Here is a 20,179-nt window from a genome sequence, read left to right on the forward strand (position 1 = left end):
AGAGTGGTATTTTGCCTCTCATTGGGAAGCAGGGGCAAGGCAGGGTTTTTATTTGTTATGCTTTCCGCTTTAATGTGTGCATTCACTGATTTATTTATGGGCAGCTGTTGTTATGGCTTTTACCTCTGAACAATTGCGCAGTTATCTGCCTGCCGTATCTTCACCATCTGCTATTTGGTGGATAGGGTTTAGCGGCGGCCTGGATTCTACTGTGCTATTGCATGCCCTGATGCAATTACACTTACCGGTGCAACTGCGCGCGCTGCATATCAATCACCAAATTTCACCCAATGCCGATGCATGGCAAACACAGTGCGCGGATTTCTGTGCGCAGCTCTCAATTCCTTTTCACGCCGAAAAAGTCTGCGTGGAAAATACCGGCAAAGGTATTGAAGATGCGGCGCGTGCGCTTCGCTATTCGGTATTTGAAAAAAATATCGCGTCCAATGATTACCTGTTAACAGCACATCACGCCAACGATCAAGCAGAAACGCTGTTATTGCGTTTAATGCGCGGAACTGGCCCACGCGGCTTGGCGGCTATTGCACAGGTGCGCGCACTCGGCGCAGGTTTGTTGGCAAGGCCGCTGTTGCATTTTACGCGTGCAGAACTGGAAGATTATGCTGGGGCTCATCAACTCCGCTGGGTGGATGATGAAAGTAATCTGGATGACGATTACGACCGCAATTTTTTACGCAATCAAGTTATGCCGTTGTTGCATAGCCGCTGGCCGGAATTTAAACGTAAATGGCAGCAGACCGCTGAATTGTGCGCGCAGCAAGAAAGTGTGATGGAAGAAATTGCGCGCGAGGATTTGGTGCGCGCAGAACCCTTGGTGGAGCGTGTGGGGCAGAGCATTGAACTAAATGCGCTGCTGGGGTTATCGCCCGCACGCAAGCAAAATGTATTGCGTTACTGGCTGCGCTTGATTAATCACACTACCCCTGAACAATTGCATTGGCAGCAGATCGAACAGCAAATTTTTGGTGGCCGCGAGGATGCACAAACTCGTGTGGCTTGGGGCAATGTTGCGTTGCAAACCTATCGCGAACGTTTATATGCCTTGCCGCTGCAATTGCCGGAATTGGAATTGCACATGCAGTTGGTTGAGCGCGATATAAAACCGCGTTTGAAAACCGGATTGCCGAATATGCGCATCGGCTATCGTGAGGGCGGCGAGCGCTGCAAGCCAGCAGACCGAATGCATTCGCAAACATTAAAAAAATTGTTGCAGGAGTACGAGCTTGAGCCTTGGTTGCGCGACAAAGTGCCGTTAGTATTTAGTGGTGATAATTTGGTGGCAGTCGGGGATTTATGGATTTGTGCGGAGTTTGTAGCGGCAGAAAATGAAGCGGGATACAGCTTAACCTGGCAATAACCAGACGCTAAAAATCGTGTGCTAATAAAAACGAGCGGCAAAAAAATGGGATGCAATTGCATCCCATTTTTTTAAATCAGTGTGTGCTGATTAGAACTACCTGCATTGGTTAGAACAGATAGACCGCACCGGCTGCTTCAGCGGAATTGTCGTTTTGATCTAACGCCCCACTACTGCTCGCGGTTGAGCTAGTGCTGGCACCACTGGATGCAGCTGCATAACCGCGGCCAGATTCGCGATGCGCACCAACAGCCATTGTTTTACCATCGGCTGACAAATCTACATTCAAACCAAATCGATCATCGGTATCGGTGTTGCTGGCTTTGACGTAGCTTTTTTGGGTCCACACAGTGTTGTTGCGGGTGAATACAAACACCGCACCGGCACGCGCGGCACTGGTATCCCCTTCATCGCCATTGATGCCTTTGGCATTGCTGGATTCGCGGAAAGAGCCCACTGCCAGTATGTTGCCGTCTTGTGAAAGGCTGACATCGCCACCGAACTGGCCTCCATCATTAATTTGAATGCTGTAGGTTCCGTTACCGTTACTAACTAATGCAACACCTGAGTGTTTGGTCAACGTAGAAGGTTTGATAACTGCTTCTTGCTGCCAGGTTGTTCCTGATTTGTTGTAGATATAGGCAGCGCCGGTATTGGCGTAGTCGATGTTTTGTGTTGCATCACCATTAACCGCGGTTGCATTGCTAGCATCACCGGGTGCTCCAACTACCAAGGTATTACCATCGCCCGACAAATCAACACTGCTACCAAATAGTGTAGTGATGAATGTGCTGCCGGGTTTCAGGTAGGCTTCTTGGGTCCAGATATCTTCTGCACGCTTGAACACATAGGTCGCGCCATTATTAATATATCCACGCACAGCATTCTTAAGGGCCTCTTTGCATTCCGGTTCGATTACGTAAGCTGAATCCTTGAAGTAATAACAGGTATTACTGGACTGATCGCCATTCACACCTTGGGCATTACTATCTTCACCTATGGCGCCGACCGCCATAGTACTGCCGTCGGTCGAGAGGGCAATGCTGGTGCCAAATGCATCGCTCTCCTGAGCATTCGAAGCCTTGATATGTGCATCTTCCTTCCAACCATTTTCGGATAGACGGAACAGATAAACCGCACCTGAGCCACTGCCTCCCTTGTAGCTGCTGGTAGCCGAGCTATTGCTGCTGGTGGTAGACGAAGAACTGCTAACACTGGATGAAGACTTGGAGCTCGAATTACTGTTTGAAGAACTACTAGAAGGATAAAACTCAAGACATTCCCTGACTGATGAGGCGCTGGAAAAATTAACCACGCCACTTCTGGTAATGTAATCGCTGGTAGCACCAACGGCGAGCGTTTTGCCGTCACCTGACAGTGCGATAGTTTCGCCAAAGCGCAACGCAACAAAAGGGTTGCTGAACGGATATATTGGTGAGAATACCGTCTTTACATAGGCGTCTTGGTTCCAGTCATTATTTGTGCGGGTAAATATGTAGACAGCGCCCACATCGTAATTTTGGGCTTTAATCAAATCATCTGACGGGTCAGACGATGAGGCATAACTGGTGACCTCATAGTTGTTTTGATTGCAGTTGATGCCGTCAGAGGGACTGTCTTCAAGCAATGCGGTTACTGCCAAGGTATTACCGTCATCAGACAGCGCAACCTTGTAACCAAATCGATCATTTGGCAGTACGCGGGAAGTATTTATATTAGGTTGTTCAGTGTTGGATGCTTTCAAATAAGCCTGTTGTTTCCAAACACCGTTCTCTTTAATGAATATATACACCGCGCCGGCGTTGGTGCTGTCATTGTCTGCTTGTGAACCGTTGACGCCAATTGCCTTGCTATCTTCGGAAGGGGCGCCCACGGCGAGAGTCATACCGTCAGCAGACAATGCAATACTCCAGCCGAAGAAATCATTGGCTTCGGTATTGGATGCTTTGACGTAACCAATCGCTTTGATCATTTCTGTAGCGGTAAAGGCCAAACTGGATCTTTCGCAGCCAGAGGCATTACAGGCATCAACGTAGTAATAGTTGTTGACCCAATCGTGTACATGTACGCCTATCTCATCGGTTGCCTGGGTGCTGGTCAGGTCGCCGCCAATTTGCGTTACACCTCCAGTTGCTGCATCACGTTTAAAAAGCTTATAGGAGGTTGCACCTTCAACAGCACTCCACTGGAAGGTGAGTACTTTAGGGTTTTGCGCTTCTACTTTTACGCTTGGCCAGATGCCGGAGCCATTGGCTGGAATAGACGCTGCACTGAAACTACTGCGCAAAGACGAACTGCTGATAGATGAGGAGCTTGCCGAGGATTTTTTATCGCTGCCACCGCCGCAGGCGGCGAGTAAAAAAGAGCCTGCCATCAGTGAAAGAAGCAGGGAGGTGCGCATTAGCAGCGGTGAGAAACGATCAATATTCATTCAGCAGGTTCCTGAGGTTTAAAACTGGTCGGTGATTCTGTGTGTCGCGGCGCTTGGTGTCAATCAAATCGCCAGCATTATTCGGGCACAGACGAGGTTCGGTTGTTTTGTTCTCGCTCATAGTGAGGTGGCCTAAAGACCGTCAAAGCAGAGTATTGGTTCAGTGATTTTGATCGGAGCAGATAATTTAGTGGAATTAAGTGAAAGAAGTTGTGAGCAATTGTGAAGGCTGGCGTTGTTTGCCGGGCACCCCATCGCCCACATTTATAGGGGCGATGGGGTGTGCGGGTTTTAAAGTGTCTTTAAATACTCCACCAAGGCCAGTCGCTGATGATTACTGATGGGCTGCAAGGTCTGCATTTTGGGTTTGCCCTGCGCATCCTTTACAGGGCGACCTTTTGCATCCAGAACAAACACGGGAGTAACACCGGCTGCGTATTCATGCCCCTTATTAGAGTTGCTGGGCAGGCTGGTATCAAACACAAACAACCCCGGATATTGCTCAGGGTCGCGCTGCACCACGCCGACATTGACGGCATCCAGCTCGCGCGCGCCCACCGTGAAGCGATTGGGGCGACAGGTTTTACCGCTGGCAACTTCCGCATCGCTACAGCTTGGCATAAACAGCTCATACAAACTGGGCACCGAGCCGTTGTGTAGATAGGGCGCTGTTGCCCAGATACCATTGAGTGGGCGCGCTTTGTAGGCAACGAGAGTGGCTGGATTATTTTTATTGACCACCTCAAAATCCAGATGGCGTTCGGTCTTTTTGATGGGGTTATCGGAAATAGAGGCGATCAAATCGTAGAGTTTTTCCGCCCAGCGGCGGATAAACAGCTTGTCGTGATCGGGTTCGACCAGTACACCCTCCACTGCGCCACTCAAGGCTGGTAATACGGCTCCTGACGGTTGAAAGCGCGGCTCGGGCTTAAATGGATTGATTCGTCCGCCCTCGAAGTAGCCCATCTTGCCACTGTATTTGAGTGCATTCATCGCCATATAAGGATCGGTGCCTATAGTTTGCAAACTCGCAAACTGCGAAATAATGCGGCGCTTGGGGTCAGTACGGTCGATGGCTTCATGGCAGGTATGACATTGGTACTCAATAAACACCTGCTGCCCTTGCTCGGCGAGTGCCTGATTAATTGGTGGCAATACATTTTGTTTCGCCAACTCTTCCCAGCTCGGTGACCAGAGACTCTCCAGATGGCGCTCCATTCGGGTCAGGTTGCGTACCGCCACCGATGAACGATAGCCGATATCCCCTTTCTTTTTATTCAGGTCAAATTGCGCAAACACACCAAGTGCTTCGCCTGTATTGCGCCCCAGTGGGCCTGCCAGCTCGTTATCGCCCACGCCGTTCCACTGTACAAAATCGTGCTGCGGAGTGTCCCACAAGTAGGGATAGCTCACAGGTGCGCAGGCAGGATTAAAGTTAGGTTCTTTGGGCGTGAGATGGGCGAGCACGCGGTTGTAGATGCGGCCAAACGCATCCAGCCGGCCATAACCGTAAGCGACAGATTGGTCGCCATGGAGTGGGTCGTTAATTTGGTTGTAGCTGGCGATTTGCTGTGCCGCCTCCGCAAGTTGTACGCGGAAGGCTTCTTTCTCATCCGGGTATTTTGCTTTAAGGACTTTTTGTGCGAGGCGATCAAATTTTTCTGGCTGCTCAAGGCTAGCCTGTAGCGCCATTGCCAGGCTTTTCAGCATCTGCTCCATATCCGCGAGTGTTGCACCGCCATCGATGCGGATGGCGACACCTTGATAATTGATTTGGCTGGTATGGCAGGCCGCGCAGGTAAAACCAATAAACTCTTGACCTTTATGCTCATCTTTAACCCAGCCTACAGGTAGACCGTCCGGGTTTGCAAAACTCTCTTTTTGCGGCAGGTAACGCAGGCGATTCATGTTTTCGTCGCTGCGGAACAGCAACTCGCTATCGGCGGTTTCGAGATGTAAAAAAAGTTCGTAGGGGAGCAGGTTGGAGCCTTGCGTTACATTGTAAAACCACAAGCTATCTGCGCCACTCCAGTTTTGCTCCGGGTAAACCACTCGCTCGGCGCTATCGCCAAAGCTATCGTGTTCGGCCACTTTTGCGTGGCGATCGCTGTCTACCAGCACACCTTGGGAAACATAAGTACAACCTGAAATGGTGATGAGAACTATAAGGGGTGCACAGGAGGATAGTGAGCGTAATGCAGTGCGCAGGCGCGTTGGTGTCATGATTATTCCTTTCTGATCTGTAGGGCTGTGGTGCGATTGTGATTGGGGCTGGCAAGTGTTGCTGGAAAAATATTCGGCTAAAAAATAAGCAAAAATAATTTGCTGTGAGCAAGACGAATTAAGGAACTATTCAGATTGCTTACAGCCTTAGTAATTAACTTTAGCAGATTGCCTTTGCGTAGATACATAGCAAACCGGAGGATTTGTCACTGATGTTTCCGTCGTATGGCAATTAAGTAACAAAGTTATTCCTGATTCTATCGCCGTTGTATGAATAATAGCTTTTGCTTGAACTGTCATAAATTGTGCGTAGACTGCCGCCTCGCCGCAGCAGAGGGACTTTATTTCGGAACCGGGTGGCGAAAAATCAACCAGTGAGTGATGTAGCAATCGGGCATCAGCTCAACAATAAAAAGCGCAGCGGAACCTTGTATGTTGATGAATCCTATATTTGTGGATACTCCGTTAAACAATCGTCTCGGGCAAGAAGTCCGTCTCGGCGTCTGTCACTTGCAATATCAGGGGCGCGATTACGTATTCGTGGCCGCACCCACCCAGCAAGCCTCCAGTTTTGTCGGCAAAAATGCAGAACCCTTTGCTTTCCAGTTGCGCGAAAAATTTGCACTGGATGCGCGCCGCTTTGAGTTGGTTGAGGTACGCGAAGTGGATGGTGCAACACATTTGTTGCGCTGGCGTTTTGAGTGGGTAGGCAATTCGCCGCTCTCGGCGCGCAGTGAAGAAATCAATTCTCCTGGTCTGCGCGCAACACTCTTGCAGCTGATTGATCCTGCCCAAGTGGTTGCTGCGACAGCCTGATTTTATTTGTCGTTATTTCACTCTTCAGTTTGTTGTGCAGATTTTTGCTTTGCATTGCGCCAAAACCACTTGTGCGGCGGCTGAGTGAATTTGTCCAGTTGGGTTTGTTTGTGGTCGTTATCGGTAAACCAGTAATAATCATTGGTGCTTTTGGGTTTAAACCAGCCGCGCACTTCGCCGATATATTCCACTGCCAACTTGGGCATGCCCAATTTTCGGTCTGAATTAAAACTGTGGTTCCAATGTACCAACAGATCCCGCTTGGCGATAGCAACCGCTAATTCTTCACTGTCAGTTTTTATTAGCTTGCACGCAATAAAACCAATAACCGGCTCCGGCGCATCGCTATCCATGCGGCTCGCGTTTTCAAAAAAAATATTCTCACCTGAGAGTACAACTTTGTAATACGTCATAATTTACAATCAAACTCAATCAATTTCGGCATCTGTGTCAGCAGCTTGGGGTGCAGGGGTTGGCATTCTATCGAACAGCTTGCTGAAATGCTGCTGTACGCGCGCGATATTCATCACTGACATTCCGCTCGAAAAACCAAACCACACATATAAACCATTTAAATTTTTAAACATGGGCGGCAGATATTTAGGTGCGGCAATTACACCCTCCAAATGACGCTCGTAGAGCAGTGGCAAATCATCCAGCGTTACCTTGCCCACAAACAGCATGGGAATAATTTCCGGTACGCCGGATTGAATTGCACTGCGAATAAAATTTACATTTTCGACAAATCCTTTTACGTACGAAATATCTTTGGTGAACACTGAGCCACCCGTCAGTGTTCCTCCTCGAAAAACACGTTGGGTGACGCGATAGCTGTCGTGCTCACTCACGCCGCGATCTAAAAAGTGGCGATACACCTGACAAAAATCCGCGCCTTGTTCTGCTAAATCCACCGCGACAACCCGGTCGCTAATGCGCCGTGCGCGCTGCGGAAAAGAACTGAAGGTCAGTGTCTCTAATAATACGGCCATACCTTCCTGAATCGCGGTGATGCGCGGCGACCCGACGCTCAACCAGGTTGCCCAAGGCTGCTCGCGGCCATTTAGCGTTGTGCCTATATGCACCCAGCCTTCATGAACTTCCAACACCTGCAAATCCAGTTCGGAAAACGAGGCGCGGCGATTGACTTTAATGCAGTCGCCTCCGGCAGAGGCGTCCGACACAATATCGTCGCTGATCTGTACCCGCACTTCACCTGCACCGAAATAATCTGTCATGCGCGCGCGTAAAATAGTGACCGCTTCTTCCGAGCTGATGTGATTGGTATAGGGGCGATTTAAATGCTCCACCGCCGGCAGCGAAAAAATATGACACAAGCGTTCGCCCATCTGGCGCAGGGTTTTGCGATCACCGCGCAAATTATCGCTCGCTGAACCATAGAGTTGACGACTGAAATGGCCAAACTGGTCGGTGCCGCGATGGCGCAATAATTCAATTACGATTTGGTACTGGTCGATGGTCGCCTGCAGGATTTTACCCAGCGCATCGTCGCGCCCCAATTGGCGGCGCACATCACTTTTTAATTCTTTTAATAATTGGCTAACCGTATCTGGCTCAAACCCTAGTTTTTGTTGCTGATAAAAATCAGCCCCCAATGCTGGTAACTCTCTACCTTGTTGCTCGCGAAAACGCTGCTCAATTCCCTGCGGCCATTTGATGGCATCGAGAATGCGAATGGGTTTTTGCAGGGATACCAAGCGCGTCGATAACTGCTTTAAACGTTCCAGGTAGAGTGGATCGGTCATGACAAGGCTGCCGCATCAAAGGTGCAAGAACTTACCGAATAGCTTGAAATATCTAGGCATAAAGAGTGCCAAATACTCATATGGCCAGATGGCTCCATTCTATCTGGTTGCATTGCATTTGTGGCCAGATTTTGTCGGATAAGTCTGCAGCGCTGGCGTCTTGCTGGATAAATCGCCAGAATGGGCGCCGCCCGATCAGTTGTGCGCATTGAGGATGTTTTATGCCGTTTGTCGCTCTGGAAAAATTACACCAGCTTTACGATGGTTATCGCAAGCCAGTCAAACTTGCCGGTCAGGATTTACTCTTGCTGCACGAAAATGGCAAAACCTGTTTGATCAAAAACCAGTGTCCACACGCTGGCGCACCGCTAACACATGCAACTTGCAGCGATAATGCTCTGCGCTGCCCGATGCACGGCATAGAGTTTGATTTAGCCACTGGCCGTTCGCGCAGCACTGTCTGTGCAAACTCGCTGCAATTTTTACCGCTGATTTATGAAGGCAGCAATATTGGTGTTGATCTTCGTTAAATAATTGGATTGCTCGATAAAGGAGTTTTATGTTTCGTCTGTTATTTAAAACCGTCGTTGTACTGATGTTGGTATTTTTCATTGGCAACTACCTGATCTATCTCAAAACCGGGCAGATGCCCCTGCGCGATATGCGTGAGCGCATGGGTAATGATTGGCTGGTCGATTTACGGGAGTTGTTTTCACCTGACCAGTTGGCCGCAGATGCCAAACAAGCTGTGAAAAATGTATCGGATAAAGTGTCTGAACCTGAACCAGTCGCGCCGACCAAAGTGTATAAATGGACGGACGCTAACGGCCAAGTCCATTTTGGTGATAGACCCGCCGTCAGTGATGCCGAGCAAATTGAAGTCGATACGCGCAATGTTATCTCTGCTCCAGAAGAAACAGTCTCTGTCATAGATCAACAAGGCGCTGCTACTGAGGCGGGCGCTCAGGAATCTGCCCTCGATAAAGCGCGCGCGGCGGCCGAGGCAATGAGGCAACGTGTGCAGCAACAAGAGCAGGCAAATTAGCCCCGCGATGAAAACATTCTGGCGCGTTACCGGACGAATCCTAAAGTGGCTGCTGCTGCTGGTGCTGGCCTACCAGCTGTGGTTGTTCGCCCATATTCTGGTGTGGAAATGGGTGAATCCGGATGAAACGAGTTTTATGTCGATCCGACTGGATGAGCTGCGTGAGAAAAATCCCAAGGCTGAACTCAAACATCAATGGGTAAACTATGCGCAGATTTCCACTCACCTGAAGCGTGCTGTGGTTGCCGCTGAAGATGATCGTTTTATGCTGCACTCGGGATTTGATTTGCGCGGCATCGAGCAGGCTTTGAAAAAGAACCAGCGCAAAGGTAGGTCCGTCGCCGGTGGTTCCTCTATCACCCAGCAGCTTGCTAAAAACCTGTTTTTGTCGCCCTCCCGCTCCTACATTCGTAAAGCGGAGGAGGCGGTTGTGGCGCTGATGATCGAGTTGGTCTGGGATAAGCGTCGCATATTGGAGGTGTATTTAAATGTGGTGGAGTGGGGTAATGGTGTTTTTGGTGCGGAAGCGGCGGCGCGGCATTACTACAAGGTTCCCGCTTCGCAGATAGGTCCATCGGCTGCAGCGCGTATGGCGGTCATGTTGCCCAATCCGCGTAAATACGAAAAAGCCATGCCAGCGTGGGTTGTGCGCCATGCATCGCGGGTGCAAGCGCGTATGCGCCATTCACAGATTCCGTGATTCAAGCAGTCACTTTTAGGAAAGTACGGCTTTAAATTATGGCCGGTGTGCCCATATCCTGCAGGCGTGGTTCTCGCGCCATAGCTTTTACGATACAATCGCGACCCTTCTTTTAGGGTGTCCGCATCCTTTAGACGTTAATCTGTTAATCCGGGGTAGTTGCATGCCTATTTACGAATACCAATGTGAATCCTGTAACCATGCGCTGGAGGCTTTACAAAAGTTAAGTGACTCTCCTTTAGTGGATTGTCCTGCATGTGGTAAAGCCAGCCTCAAAAAGCAAATTTCAGCTGCGGGTTTCCGCTTGTCGGGCGGCGGCTGGTATGAGACCGATTTCAAATCGGGCAAGAAAAAGAATCTCGCGGGCGATGCCGGATCGTCCAGTAGCGCGTCAAGTGCTACAACAACGGCCAGTTAAATAAGCTGGCCGTTTGTTAGATAACAATTTACACATACTTTCTTATAAATATTTTCTTAAAACATCAGGAACTCGCTATGCGCAGCCAATACTGTGGCGCTTTAAATGCCTCGTTTATCGATCAAGAAGTGACCCTCTGCGGATGGGTTGATCGTCGTCGCGATCACGGTGGTGTGATCTTTATCGACCTGCGCGACCGCGAAGGTATTGTGCAAGTGGTGTTCGATCCGGATGCAAAAGAGAATTTTGCCTTGGCGGACAAAGTGCGTGGCGAATACGTGCTGCAGCTGACCGGGAAAGTGCGCGCCCGTGCGCCATCAACCGTTAACCCGAATATGTCGACGGGCGAGATCGAAGTTTACGGCACCGCTTTGACCATTTTGAACGAAGCGGAAACCATGCCTTTCCCATTGGATTCATACTCCAACGTGGGTGAAGAGACCCGTTTGAAGTATCGCTTCCTCGATTTGCGCCGCACCGAAATGCAGAAAAACCTGCGTTTCCGCAGCAAAGTGACCAGCGTGATCCGCAATTATCTGGATCGTAATGGTTTCCTCGATGTTGAGACTCCAATCCTCACTCGTGCGACGCCAGAAGGGGCGCGCGATTATCTGGTGCCATCACGTACTCATGACGGAAAATTCTTTGCGCTGCCGCAATCACCCCAGCTGTTTAAACAACTGTTGATGGTGGCCGGTTACGACCGTTACTACCAAATTGCCAAGTGCTTCCGCGACGAAGACTTGCGTGCTGACCGTCAGCCTGAATTTACCCAAATCGACATCGAAACCTCGTTCATGTCGCAAGAACAAATTATGGAAATTACCGAGGGTATGTTCCGCGAATTGTTCAAGGATTTGCTCGGCGTAGAATTTGCTGAAATCAACCACATGCCGTTCTCGGAAGCGATTGCCAAATACGGTTCAGACAAACCGGATATGCGTATCCCGCTGGAATTGGTTGATGTCAAAGACCTGGTTACCGAGGTGGATTTCAAGGTGTTCGCTGGTCCGGCCAACGATCCAAAATCCCGAGTTACTGCATTGAAAGTACCTGGCGGTAATGAGAAGTTGACCCGTAAACAAATCGACGACTACACCAAGTTCGTTGGTATCTACGGTGCTAAAGGTTTAGCGTACATCAAGGTCAACGACAAGTCTGATCTGGAAGAAGGTTTGCAATCACCTATCGTGAAAAATTTGCCAGTGCCAGTGCGCGCGGCCATTTTGGATCGCGTTGGTGCCGAAAACGGTGACCTGATTTTCTTCGGCGCTGACAAACACAAAGTAGTAACCGAAGCCTTGGGCGCCCTGCGCTGCAAACTGGGTGCAGACCTTGAGTTGTACACCACGCAGTGGGCTCCACTGTGGGTTGTTGATTTCCCGATGTTTGAAGAAGATGACAAAGGTGGCTGGACGTCAATCCACCACCCATTCACTTCACCAAGCTGTACACCGGACGAACTGGTTGCCAGCCCGGGTGATGCATTGTCCCGCGCATACGATCTGGTACTTAACGGTACTGAATTGGGCGGTGGTTCGGTGCGTATCCATTCTTCGACCATGCAACAAGCCGTATTTAAAATCCTCGGAATTTCACCGGAAGAGCAACGCGAAAAATTCGGCTTCCTGCTCGACGCACTTGCCTACGGCGCTCCGCCACACGGTGGCTTGGCGTTCGGTTTGGATCGCTTGATTATGTTGATGGTGGGTGCAAGCTCAATCCGCGACGTTATCGCTTTCCCGAAAACCCAAAGTGCAGCCTGCGTAATGACTGATGCTCCGGGTACTGTAGACGAGCTGCAATTGCGCGATCTGCATATTCGTTTGCGCAAGAAAGAAAAAGCAGTGGTTGCCGAAGATACACCTGAATACGGCATGTAATTTTTGTTGATCTGAAAAGGGTGGGCATTGCCCGCCCTTTTTTATTCCCCTACGTTAACAATCTGCAAGTTGGAGCTGTGCAATGGCCGGACATTCCAAATGGGCAAACATGAAACATCGCAAGGCGCGTCAGGACGCCAAGCGTACAAAAATCTTTACTAAAATTATTCGAGAGTTAACTGTCGCAGCCAAAGGCGGCCCCAATCCCGCTGATAACCCGCGCTTGCGCGCAGCAGTTGAAAAAGCCTATCTCAACAATTTGAAAAAAGATGTCGTTGAACGTGCGATTGCCCGTGGCGCTGGCACCAACGAATCTGATGCCTACGAAGAACTGACCTACGAAGGTTACGGCGTAAATGGTGTTGCCTTTATCGTTGAATGTATGACCGACAATCGCAACCGCACTGCTGGTGATGTACGCCACGCGTTTGACAAAAAAGGTGGAAACCTGGGTACTAGCGGCTCAGTTTCCTATTTGTTCGCGCGCAAAGGTCAAATCAGTTTTGAACCCGGTTTTAATGAAGATGCATTGATGGAGGCTGCCCTGGAAGCTGGCGCCGATGACGTGCTTATCAATGATGATGGCTCTGCTGATGTAATGACAGCTTTCGAGGATTTCTTCCGCGTAAAAGATGCACTCGCCAGTGCTGGATTGAATCCCGTCTCGGCCGAAATCACCCAGATCCCCTCGCTCACGGTTAATCTTGATACGGACGCTGCTGAAAAAATCCTTGCCTTGATTGACGCGCTCGAAGATTTGGATGATGTGCAAAACGTCTATACCAATGCGGATATCGCCGAAGAAATTATGGAGCAGTTGGGTTAATTAAGATCTCGCTATGAGTAAACGCCGTTGTGTCGTATTGCTGTCGTATACAAAACGCCAGATATAGCTAAATCTGACGGCTTTTAATCTTAGCGAGGTGAGTGTCATGGATATGAAAATCAATAAAGAAATATTGCGCCGCGAGCGCGAGCTGCGTGCCTGGACGCAAAGCCATTTGGCGGAGGTTGCGGATTTAAGTATGCGCACTGTGCAGCGGATTGAACGCACAGGGGATGCATCAATGGAATCGGCGGGTGCACTGGCGGCGGCATTGAATATTGATCTTGCGGTATTAATAGACGCATCGATTGCGAGCGAGGAAACAACTCCTGTCAAGTCGCGCCCTTATAAATTATGGGGTGCGATTGGTGTAATCGGCTCAGTATTGGTTGCTGCAGGTTGGTGGTCGAGCGCTGCGGCTGAGCAGGTGATGGTGAGCTTATCCATTGAAGCATCAGGTCGTGTATATTCAGACATGATGCTGTTGAATGAGATAGGCAAGGAAAGCGAAATGCAATTGGATAACCAGTTTCGGATGTTGTTCACCACCAATCGCCAAGGTCAACATTTGCTGGTCAATGCGAAAATTTATAATTTTGTTGGTGGTGAGTATCAGTTGATTTCATCACCGGGAATGTTAGTCGAGGATCAGAAGCCCGCTTCGATGCATGTCACTTTTCCCGATGGACAGAGGGTAAATCTACAACTGGTGGCAGATTTTTGATCGCCGGTCCAAGACCGGCTTTTGATTTGTCCTCTTTTCCACGGTAAATCCCGCTTGCGTCACCCCAATTCACGTGCAACACTGCCGCCAATATAACTGTATATAGATACAACCATGGCGCTTATTCTCGGCATAGACCCAGGCTCCCGCAAAACCGGCTTTGGCATTATCAATGTCATCGGCAGCAAGCAGGAATACATCACCAGCGGCGTTATTCGGATGAAGGATACGGACGAGTTGCCTGCACGCCTCAAAGTTATTTTCGATTCCTTGACCCAAATTATTGAGCAATATTGCCCGCAAGAAATGGCGATCGAACAAGTATTTATGGCCAAAAATGCGTCCTCCGCATTGAAACTGGGGCAGGCACGGGGAGCGGCGATTGTGGCGGCGACAGCGCAGAATGTGCCGGTATCGGAATATGAAGCGCGCAAGGTGAAACAATCCGTTGTCGGTAACGGTGCTGCGGATAAACTGCAAGTGCAGCATATGGTAAAAACCCTGCTGCGTTTACCGGCGGCACCGCAAGAAGATGCGGCCGATGCGCTGGCAGTTGCGCTCTGCCATGCCAATACGCGCGATCATTTAATTCGTATGGCGGCTGGCTCCAGCAGTTTCCGGCGCGGCCGCATTGTGTAACAGAGATTCAACTAGAGCGAGCGAAGAGATTCATTATGATTGGACGTCTGCGTGGCATTTTGCTGGAAAAACAGCCGCCGTATTTGCTGTTAGATGTGCAGGGCGTTGGCTACGAAGTGCAGGCACCTATGACGACATTTTACCGGCTGCCGTCGCTTGGTCATGAAGTGGTGCTACACACACACTTATCCATCACAGAAAACTTGCATCAGCTATTCGGTTTTTCGGAACAACGCGACCGCTCGTTATTTCGTACGTTGATTAAGGTCAATGGTGTTGGCCCCAAATTGGCGATTGCGATTTTGTCAGGCATGGAGGCGGATGATATCGCCCGTTGTGTTCGCGATGACAATATCACTGCCTTGACCAAAGTCCCTGGTATCGGCAAAAAAACCGCTGAACGTTTGGTAATTGAATTGCGCGACCGTTTGAAAAATTGGGATATGCCGCAGAGTGATTTGCTCGCGCACAGTGAAATCCAAAGCATCGCTACTGACAATGATGTGTTTGCAGAGGCGGAAAGCGCCTTGATTGCACTGGGCTACAAACCGGTAGATGCAGCCAAAATGATTTCGCTCGCGGCCAAACAAAAGCCGGATGCCAAGAGCGAAGAGCTAATCCGTATGGCATTGCGCTCTATTGCTGGATAATCAATGCGTGGCATAAACATTGTCGCTGGATAATTTTCAACCTGGTTAAATAACGATGATTGAAACAGATCGCCTGATTGCCCCCGCTGCCAAAGAGCGCGAGGACCACCTTGATCGCACTGTGCGGCCTAAATCGCTGGCAGATTACGTCGGACAACCGGCGGTGCGCGAGCAGATGGAAATTTTTATCGGTGCGGCAAAAAAACGCGGCGAGGCGCTCGATCATACTCTGGTATTTGGTCCGCCAGGATTGGGCAAAACAACGCTTGCCAATATTATTGCCAACGAAATGAATGTCTCGCTCAAAAGTACCTCTGGTCCTGTGTTGGAAAAAGCGGGTGATTTGGCTGCGCTTCTCACCAATCTCGAGCCGGGTGATGTGTTGTTTATCGATGAGATTCACCGCTTGAGTCCGGTTGTGGAAGAGATTCTGTACCCGGCGATGGAAGATTTCCAATTGGATATTATGATCGGCGAAGGCCCGGCAGCGCGCTCGATTAAATTGGATTTACCGCAGTTCACACTTGTCGGAGCAACCACGCGCGCCGGTTTACTGACATCACCTTTGCGCGATCGTTTTGGTATTGTTCAGCGTCTGGAGTTTTATAATGTCGCCGATCTCACCCATATTGTGGCGCGCTCATCGGCGCTCTTGGGGGTGAAGATGGATATAGAGGGCGCTGCTGAAGTCGCCAAACGCTCGCGCGGCACGCCGCGTATCGCCAACCGTTTATTGCGCCGAGTGCGCGATTACGCCGAGATGAAAGGCGATGGTACTGTGAGTGCACAAATGGCCGATAGCGCGCTCAATATGCTCAATGTAGACGAGCGCGGCTTTGATCATATGGATCGCCGGTTATTGACTGCAATGATGAACAATTTTGATGGCGGTCCGGTCGGTGTAGAAAGCTTGGCTGCAGCCATTAGCGAGGATCGCGGAACTATTGAGGATGTCATAGAGCCATACCTCATACAGCAAGGCTTTATGGCGCGCACACCGCGCGGTCGGATTTTAACCAATAATGCCTATTTGTATTTCGGTATGCCGATCCCAAAACGGTTACAGGATTCTGCGGAATAAATCAGTTATGCATGCATTTAGTATCCCGTTACGGGTTTACATCGAAGACACCGATGCCGGTGGCATCGTCTATTACGTCAATTATCTCAAGTACATGGAGCGCAGCCGTACAGAATTTTTGCGCAGTTTGGGCTATCATAAGCCCGCAATTTTGGATGGTGGCTTGTTGCTGGTTGTACATTCAGCGCAAATTAACTACCGCCGCTCCGCGCGCCTTGATGACCAATTGCAAGTAACTGCACAGATTGAAAAGTTGGCGCGCACCAATGTCGAATTTAAGCAGCAGGTGCTGCGTGGTAGTGAGCTGTTGTGTGAAGGGCTAATCCGTATTGCCTGCGTTGATGCCACTTCCATGAAGCCCAGTGCGCTTCCCATTGATATGCATCATCAGCTTGATCAATTTTTCCACAGTCAAACCGAAAAGAGTTAATTAATACTATGCCAGAAGCCAAGCAAAGCCTGTCGATACTGCACCTCATCCTGGAGGCCAGCTTTTTAGTACAAATGGTCATGCTGATTTTATTTTTGGCGTCGGTCATCTCCTGGGTAATGATTTTCCAGCGTGAAATTTATCAGCGTAAGGCCTCAGCAGCGTTCAGCTTTTTCGAAAAACAATTCTGGTCGGGGATTGATCTCAACCAACTCTATCGCCAAGGCAATGGCCGCAATGAAGTCGTTGAGGGGATCGAAAATATTTTCCGTGCTGGCTTCAAAGAATTTACCCGCCTGCGCCAACAAGCTGGTGCCGATTCTGATGCGGTAATGGAAGGTTCTATGCGTGCAATGCGTGTTGCGTTAGCGCGTGAAGAAGAAAAATTGGAAGAAAATTTACCGTTTCTTGCCAGTGTTGCCTCGGTAAGCCCTTATGTGGGCTTGTTTGGTACAGTATGGGGCATCATGGTGTCATTCCTGAATATCGCAAACGCCGGTCAACCAAGTCTTGCGACTGTTGCACCAGGTATTGCTGAAGCGCTTATCGCAACCGCGATGGGTTTATTTGCCGCTATTCCAGCGGTACTTGCCTATAACAAGTTTTCAGCACGCGCAGAAAACTTGTTAAGTAACTACCGTACTTTTGCAGAAGAATTTTCTGCAATTTTGCATCGTCAGGTTCACAGCAAATAACGCTGTTTTACGTTTATTAAGAAACAGGTTAAAAACATGTCTGGATTTGGGCCACCGATCAAAAAGAAACTCAAAGCGGAAATCAATGTGGTTCCGCTGATTGACGTTATGCTGGTGCTGTTAATCGTGTTTATGATTGCAGCACCCATGATGACTCAAGGTATTAAAGTTGAATTACCGCAAGCTGCATCAGAACCGGTTGAAAGCAAAGAGGATGAACCTATCACTGTCTCGGTTAAAGCCGATGGTGGTTTTTATATTGACTTGGCGGGAGATCCTGAAAAACCGCGCCCGCTAGCAGAGATTAAATCCATTGTCAGTAAGGTTCTGGCAGAAAAACCGAATACTCTGGTGTTTGTCCAAGGGGACAAAAAAGTTGAGTATGGTGTTATTGTCAACTTGATGGGTGAATTAAAACTGGCAGGAGCTCCCTCTGTTGGCTTGATTACGGAGCCACCGCGCTAGGTTTTTTATGAAGTTGGAAAAATCGTTTTCACTGCCAACATTCCTGAGTGTTTTTCTACACGGTACATTGTTGGTTCTGTTTTTAGGTAATTGGGATTTCCTTAAATCGAAGGAAGAACCTTATAAGCCGCATTATGTGACAGCTACTCTGGTTGACCTTAAACCTAAGGCCAAAGCAGCGCCCCAGCATACCAAAGAGCAAATATTGGATTCAAAAGCTTACGAAGATTTAAAAAACAACAAAAAGCAAGATGAACAGCGCCGCAAAGAAGCAGAAGCATTAGTGCAAAGCCAAAAAGAGCAGCAAGCTAAAGCTGCTGAGGTGGAAAAACAGAAGCAGCAAAAAATTAAGGATGAACAGGCAAAAGTAGCTAAAGCCAAAGCAGCACAAGCAGAAGCCGCAAAAAAGAAAAAGGCGGAAGAAGAGGCGCAGCGCAAGGCAGAGGCTTTAAAAAAGACTAAGCGAGAACAAGAGGCCCAAGAGGAGCAGCGTCGTATACAGGCTGCGCGTCAAGAAGAGGAAAAGCATATTGCTGATTCTAATGACGATGCCAATGTTAAAAGTTACAACGAATTATTATCAGAGCGTGTTGCGCAAAACTGGAGTCGCCCCCCGTCTGCGCGTGCAGGTATGGTTGCCGTGTTTAATATAGACATGCTCCCTAATGGCCAGGTTATTGGTGTTCAGCTTGCAAAAAGCAGTGGCAATTCCGCGTTTGATAATGCGGCAGAGCAGGCGATCAAAAAAGTAGAACGATTCGTTGAAATCAAAGATGTGCCTATAGACGTCTTTGAGAGAAATTTCCGTCATTTCCAATTTGCCTTTAATCCAGAGGATTTACGTCAGTGAGATACATAATCAGTGCATTTCTGTTTGTGGTTGCGATTTCTGCAAGCGCCCAGAATATTGTCTTCGTCACCAAGGGCGTTGATAACCCTACCAAAATTGCAGTTGTGCCTTTTGCCTGGACAGGTGGTCGCTTGCCAGAAGATATCGGCAAAATTGTGGGCAATGATTTGGAGTTTTCCGGCCAGTTTGAAGCGACTGACCCGGAGCGTATGTTGGCTTTTCCTCGTACCGAGGCGGAAGTGCATTATCGCGATTGGAAAGCGCTGGGCTCGGAATATTTATTAATTGGCTCGATCACTCAGCAAGCTGGCCGTTACTATGCGAGTTATGAGTTGTTTGATGTTGTCCAACAAAAACGCGTGTTCGCTAAATTGACCGTTGATGGGACAGAAGCCCAATTGCGCGACATGGCACACCATATTAGTGATAAAGTGTATGAAACCATTACGGGAATTCGCGGCATCTTTTCTACCAAGCTGATTTATGTTGAAGCTTTTAAGAAACCGCAAAAATACCGTTTGATGTTGTCAGATATCGATGGTTTCCGCCCGCGTATGCTGTTGGAGTCGCGTTATCCTGTGCTGTCGCCTGTGTGGTCACCCAATGGTCAACGTGTTGCCTACGTATCCTTTGAGGTAGATAACAAGCCTGCTATTTATATTCAGGATATAGCAACCGGCAGACGCCAGCAGATGACTAACTTCCGCGGTTTGAATGGTGCACCTGCTTGGTCGCCCGATGGTCAGAAGTTAGCAATGGCTTTATCAAAAGACGGCAATCCTGACATTTATGTGATGAATGTGTTGACGCGGCAATTAACCCGCGTAACAAATCATTTTGCGATTGATCATGAGCCTTCATGGGCTGCTGATGGTGCCTCTTTGTTTTTTACCTCGGATCGTGGCGGAAAGCCGCAAATTTATCAGGTGCATCTTGCAAGCATGCAGCAGGAGCGCGTAACGTTTGATGGTGACTACAATGCGCGCGCGCGCGTATCTCCCGACGGTAAAAGTCTGGTTATGTTGAATAAGCGTCCGGGTACAAGCCATCATATCGCCGCTCAAGATATAAAATCTGGCAATTTACGCATTTTGTCCGAGACAAATTTGGATGAATCGCCTACTATAGCGCCCAATGGCGCTATGCTGATGTATGCGACTCG

Annotated in this window: 21 protein-coding genes; 17 read left to right on the forward strand and 4 right to left on the reverse strand. The window is 49.1% G+C overall.

The window, feature by feature from the left end:
* The first annotated feature begins 112 nt into the window (after positions 1-112).
* The gene (gene tilS / locus ACWA6V_RS03205) at positions 113-1,378 is read left to right on the forward strand and encodes a tRNA lysidine(34) synthetase TilS (protein ID WP_449521145.1); all 1,266 of its coding nucleotides are present in this window, start codon (positions 113-115) and stop codon (positions 1,376-1,378) included.
* Positions 1,379-1,487: 109 nt separating this feature from the next.
* Here tilS and ACWA6V_RS03210 read toward each other — a convergent pair whose 3' ends face one another.
* Together ACWA6V_RS03210 and ACWA6V_RS03215 are read right to left on the reverse strand one after the other, a co-directional pair.
* On the reverse strand, positions 1,488-3,809 hold the full coding sequence (locus ACWA6V_RS03210; protein WP_449521146.1) for an FG-GAP repeat protein: 2,322 nt from the start codon (positions 3,807-3,809) through the stop codon (positions 1,488-1,490).
* A 291-nt stretch (positions 3,810-4,100) separates the two neighbouring features.
* On the reverse strand, positions 4,101-6,032 hold the full coding sequence (locus tag ACWA6V_RS03215) for a di-heme-cytochrome C peroxidase (RefSeq protein WP_449521147.1): 1,932 nt from the start codon (positions 6,030-6,032) through the stop codon (positions 4,101-4,103).
* A 432-nt stretch (positions 6,033-6,464) separates the two neighbouring features.
* Here ACWA6V_RS03215 and ACWA6V_RS03220 point away from each other — a divergent pair, with 432 nt between their 5' ends.
* Entirely contained in the window at positions 6,465-6,848 is a 384-nt protein-coding gene (locus ACWA6V_RS03220; protein WP_449521148.1) for a hypothetical protein, read from the forward strand.
* A 17-nt stretch (positions 6,849-6,865) separates the two neighbouring features.
* Here the strand turns inward: ACWA6V_RS03220 and ACWA6V_RS03225 are convergent, their stop codons facing one another.
* Together ACWA6V_RS03225 and ACWA6V_RS03230 are read right to left on the reverse strand one after the other, a co-directional pair.
* The gene (locus ACWA6V_RS03225) at positions 6,866-7,261 is read right to left on the reverse strand and encodes a hypothetical protein (protein WP_449521149.1); all 396 of its coding nucleotides are present in this window, start codon (positions 7,259-7,261) and stop codon (positions 6,866-6,868) included.
* Between the two features lie 15 nt (positions 7,262-7,276).
* A complete protein-coding gene (locus ACWA6V_RS03230) occupies positions 7,277-8,611 on the reverse strand; it encodes a flavohemoglobin expression-modulating QEGLA motif protein (protein ID WP_449521150.1) in 1,335 nt (444 codons plus the stop codon).
* 221 nt (positions 8,612-8,832) lie between these two features.
* Between ACWA6V_RS03230 and ACWA6V_RS03235 the strand changes: the two genes are divergently transcribed.
* The 15 genes from ACWA6V_RS03235 to tolB all read left to right on the forward strand — a co-directional run.
* Positions 8,833-9,141: a Rieske (2Fe-2S) protein gene (locus ACWA6V_RS03235; protein ID WP_449521151.1), complete on the forward strand. Its 309-nt coding sequence runs from the start codon at positions 8,833-8,835 to the stop codon at positions 9,139-9,141.
* A gap of 29 nt (positions 9,142-9,170) precedes the next feature.
* Positions 9,171-9,656, forward strand: a complete 486-nt coding sequence (locus ACWA6V_RS03240; protein WP_449521152.1) for a DUF4124 domain-containing protein — start codon at positions 9,171-9,173, stop codon at positions 9,654-9,656.
* A gap of 7 nt (positions 9,657-9,663) precedes the next feature.
* Positions 9,664-10,356 carry a monofunctional biosynthetic peptidoglycan transglycosylase gene (mtgA, locus tag ACWA6V_RS03245; RefSeq protein ID WP_449521153.1) on the forward strand — a complete coding sequence of 231 codons (693 nt, stop codon included), beginning with the start codon at positions 9,664-9,666 and terminating at the stop codon, positions 10,354-10,356.
* Between the two features lie 163 nt (positions 10,357-10,519).
* Entirely contained in the window at positions 10,520-10,774 is a 255-nt protein-coding gene (locus ACWA6V_RS03250) for an FmdB family zinc ribbon protein (RefSeq protein ID WP_310075782.1), read from the forward strand.
* Positions 10,775-10,851: 77 nt separating this feature from the next.
* Positions 10,852-12,657, forward strand: coding sequence for an aspartate--tRNA ligase (gene aspS / locus ACWA6V_RS03255; RefSeq protein WP_449521154.1), 1,806 nt, complete (start codon positions 10,852-10,854; stop codon positions 12,655-12,657).
* Between the two features lie 82 nt (positions 12,658-12,739).
* Positions 12,740-13,483, forward strand: coding sequence for a YebC/PmpR family DNA-binding transcriptional regulator (locus ACWA6V_RS03260; RefSeq protein WP_449521155.1), 744 nt, complete (start codon positions 12,740-12,742; stop codon positions 13,481-13,483).
* Positions 13,484-13,589: 106 nt separating this feature from the next.
* A complete protein-coding gene (locus ACWA6V_RS03265) occupies positions 13,590-14,207 on the forward strand; it encodes a helix-turn-helix domain-containing protein (protein ID WP_449521156.1) in 618 nt (205 codons plus the stop codon).
* A gap of 114 nt (positions 14,208-14,321) precedes the next feature.
* Entirely contained in the window at positions 14,322-14,846 is a 525-nt protein-coding gene (gene ruvC / locus ACWA6V_RS03270; protein WP_331353162.1) for a crossover junction endodeoxyribonuclease RuvC, read from the forward strand.
* A 35-nt stretch (positions 14,847-14,881) separates the two neighbouring features.
* Entirely contained in the window at positions 14,882-15,496 is a 615-nt protein-coding gene (ruvA, locus tag ACWA6V_RS03275; protein ID WP_449521157.1) for a Holliday junction branch migration protein RuvA, read from the forward strand.
* A gap of 55 nt (positions 15,497-15,551) precedes the next feature.
* Positions 15,552-16,577 carry a Holliday junction branch migration DNA helicase RuvB gene (gene ruvB, locus ACWA6V_RS03280; protein ID WP_449521158.1) on the forward strand — a complete coding sequence of 342 codons (1,026 nt, stop codon included), beginning with the start codon at positions 15,552-15,554 and terminating at the stop codon, positions 16,575-16,577.
* 7 nt (positions 16,578-16,584) lie between these two features.
* A complete protein-coding gene (gene ybgC / locus ACWA6V_RS03285) occupies positions 16,585-17,007 on the forward strand; it encodes a tol-pal system-associated acyl-CoA thioesterase (protein ID WP_449521159.1) in 423 nt (140 codons plus the stop codon).
* An 8-nt stretch (positions 17,008-17,015) separates the two neighbouring features.
* Complete coding sequence (gene tolQ / locus ACWA6V_RS03290; protein WP_449521160.1) at positions 17,016-17,702, forward strand: protein TolQ; 687 nt, start codon at positions 17,016-17,018, stop codon at positions 17,700-17,702.
* Between the two features lie 36 nt (positions 17,703-17,738).
* Positions 17,739-18,167: a protein TolR gene (gene tolR, locus ACWA6V_RS03295; RefSeq protein ID WP_310075767.1), complete on the forward strand. Its 429-nt coding sequence runs from the start codon at positions 17,739-17,741 to the stop codon at positions 18,165-18,167.
* A 7-nt stretch (positions 18,168-18,174) separates the two neighbouring features.
* Entirely contained in the window at positions 18,175-19,017 is an 843-nt protein-coding gene (gene tolA / locus ACWA6V_RS03300) for a cell envelope integrity protein TolA (protein WP_449521161.1), read from the forward strand.
* Positions 19,014-20,179, forward strand: a 1,166-nt coding sequence (gene tolB / locus ACWA6V_RS03305; RefSeq protein ID WP_449521162.1) for a Tol-Pal system beta propeller repeat protein TolB, incomplete at its 3' end; no start/stop codon positions are given. The genes tolA and tolB, both read left to right, overlap by 4 nt.

This window comes from Cellvibrio sp., assembly GCF_053579595.1.

Excerpts from the sequence above, each read along its gene's own strand:
- tilS (WP_449521145.1), top strand. The coding sequence starts at position 113 with ATGGCTTTTACCTCTGAACAATTGCGCAGTTATCTGCCTGCCGTATCT.
- ACWA6V_RS03210 (WP_449521146.1), bottom strand. The coding sequence starts at position 3,809 with ATGAATATTGATCGTTTCTCACCGCTGCTAATGCGCACCTCCCTGCTT.
- ACWA6V_RS03215 (WP_449521147.1), bottom strand. The coding sequence starts at position 6,032 with ATGACACCAACGCGCCTGCGCACTGCATTACGCTCACTATCCTCCTGT.
- ACWA6V_RS03220 (WP_449521148.1), top strand. The coding sequence starts at position 6,465 with ATGTTGATGAATCCTATATTTGTGGATACTCCGTTAAACAATCGTCTC.
- ACWA6V_RS03225 (WP_449521149.1), bottom strand. The coding sequence starts at position 7,261 with ATGACGTATTACAAAGTTGTACTCTCAGGTGAGAATATTTTTTTTGAA.
- ACWA6V_RS03230 (WP_449521150.1), bottom strand. The coding sequence starts at position 8,611 with ATGACCGATCCACTCTACCTGGAACGTTTAAAGCAGTTATCGACGCGC.
- ACWA6V_RS03235 (WP_449521151.1), top strand. The coding sequence starts at position 8,833 with ATGCCGTTTGTCGCTCTGGAAAAATTACACCAGCTTTACGATGGTTAT.
- ACWA6V_RS03240 (WP_449521152.1), top strand. The coding sequence starts at position 9,171 with ATGTTTCGTCTGTTATTTAAAACCGTCGTTGTACTGATGTTGGTATTT.
- mtgA (WP_449521153.1), top strand. The coding sequence starts at position 9,664 with ATGAAAACATTCTGGCGCGTTACCGGACGAATCCTAAAGTGGCTGCTG.
- ACWA6V_RS03250 (WP_310075782.1), top strand. The coding sequence starts at position 10,520 with ATGCCTATTTACGAATACCAATGTGAATCCTGTAACCATGCGCTGGAG.
- aspS (WP_449521154.1), top strand. The coding sequence starts at position 10,852 with ATGCGCAGCCAATACTGTGGCGCTTTAAATGCCTCGTTTATCGATCAA.
- ACWA6V_RS03260 (WP_449521155.1), top strand. The coding sequence starts at position 12,740 with ATGGCCGGACATTCCAAATGGGCAAACATGAAACATCGCAAGGCGCGT.
- ACWA6V_RS03265 (WP_449521156.1), top strand. The coding sequence starts at position 13,590 with ATGGATATGAAAATCAATAAAGAAATATTGCGCCGCGAGCGCGAGCTG.
- ruvC (WP_331353162.1), top strand. The coding sequence starts at position 14,322 with ATGGCGCTTATTCTCGGCATAGACCCAGGCTCCCGCAAAACCGGCTTT.
- ruvA (WP_449521157.1), top strand. The coding sequence starts at position 14,882 with ATGATTGGACGTCTGCGTGGCATTTTGCTGGAAAAACAGCCGCCGTAT.
- ruvB (WP_449521158.1), top strand. The coding sequence starts at position 15,552 with ATGATTGAAACAGATCGCCTGATTGCCCCCGCTGCCAAAGAGCGCGAG.
- ybgC (WP_449521159.1), top strand. The coding sequence starts at position 16,585 with ATGCATGCATTTAGTATCCCGTTACGGGTTTACATCGAAGACACCGAT.
- tolQ (WP_449521160.1), top strand. The coding sequence starts at position 17,016 with ATGCCAGAAGCCAAGCAAAGCCTGTCGATACTGCACCTCATCCTGGAG.
- tolR (WP_310075767.1), top strand. The coding sequence starts at position 17,739 with ATGTCTGGATTTGGGCCACCGATCAAAAAGAAACTCAAAGCGGAAATC.
- tolA (WP_449521161.1), top strand. The coding sequence starts at position 18,175 with ATGAAGTTGGAAAAATCGTTTTCACTGCCAACATTCCTGAGTGTTTTT.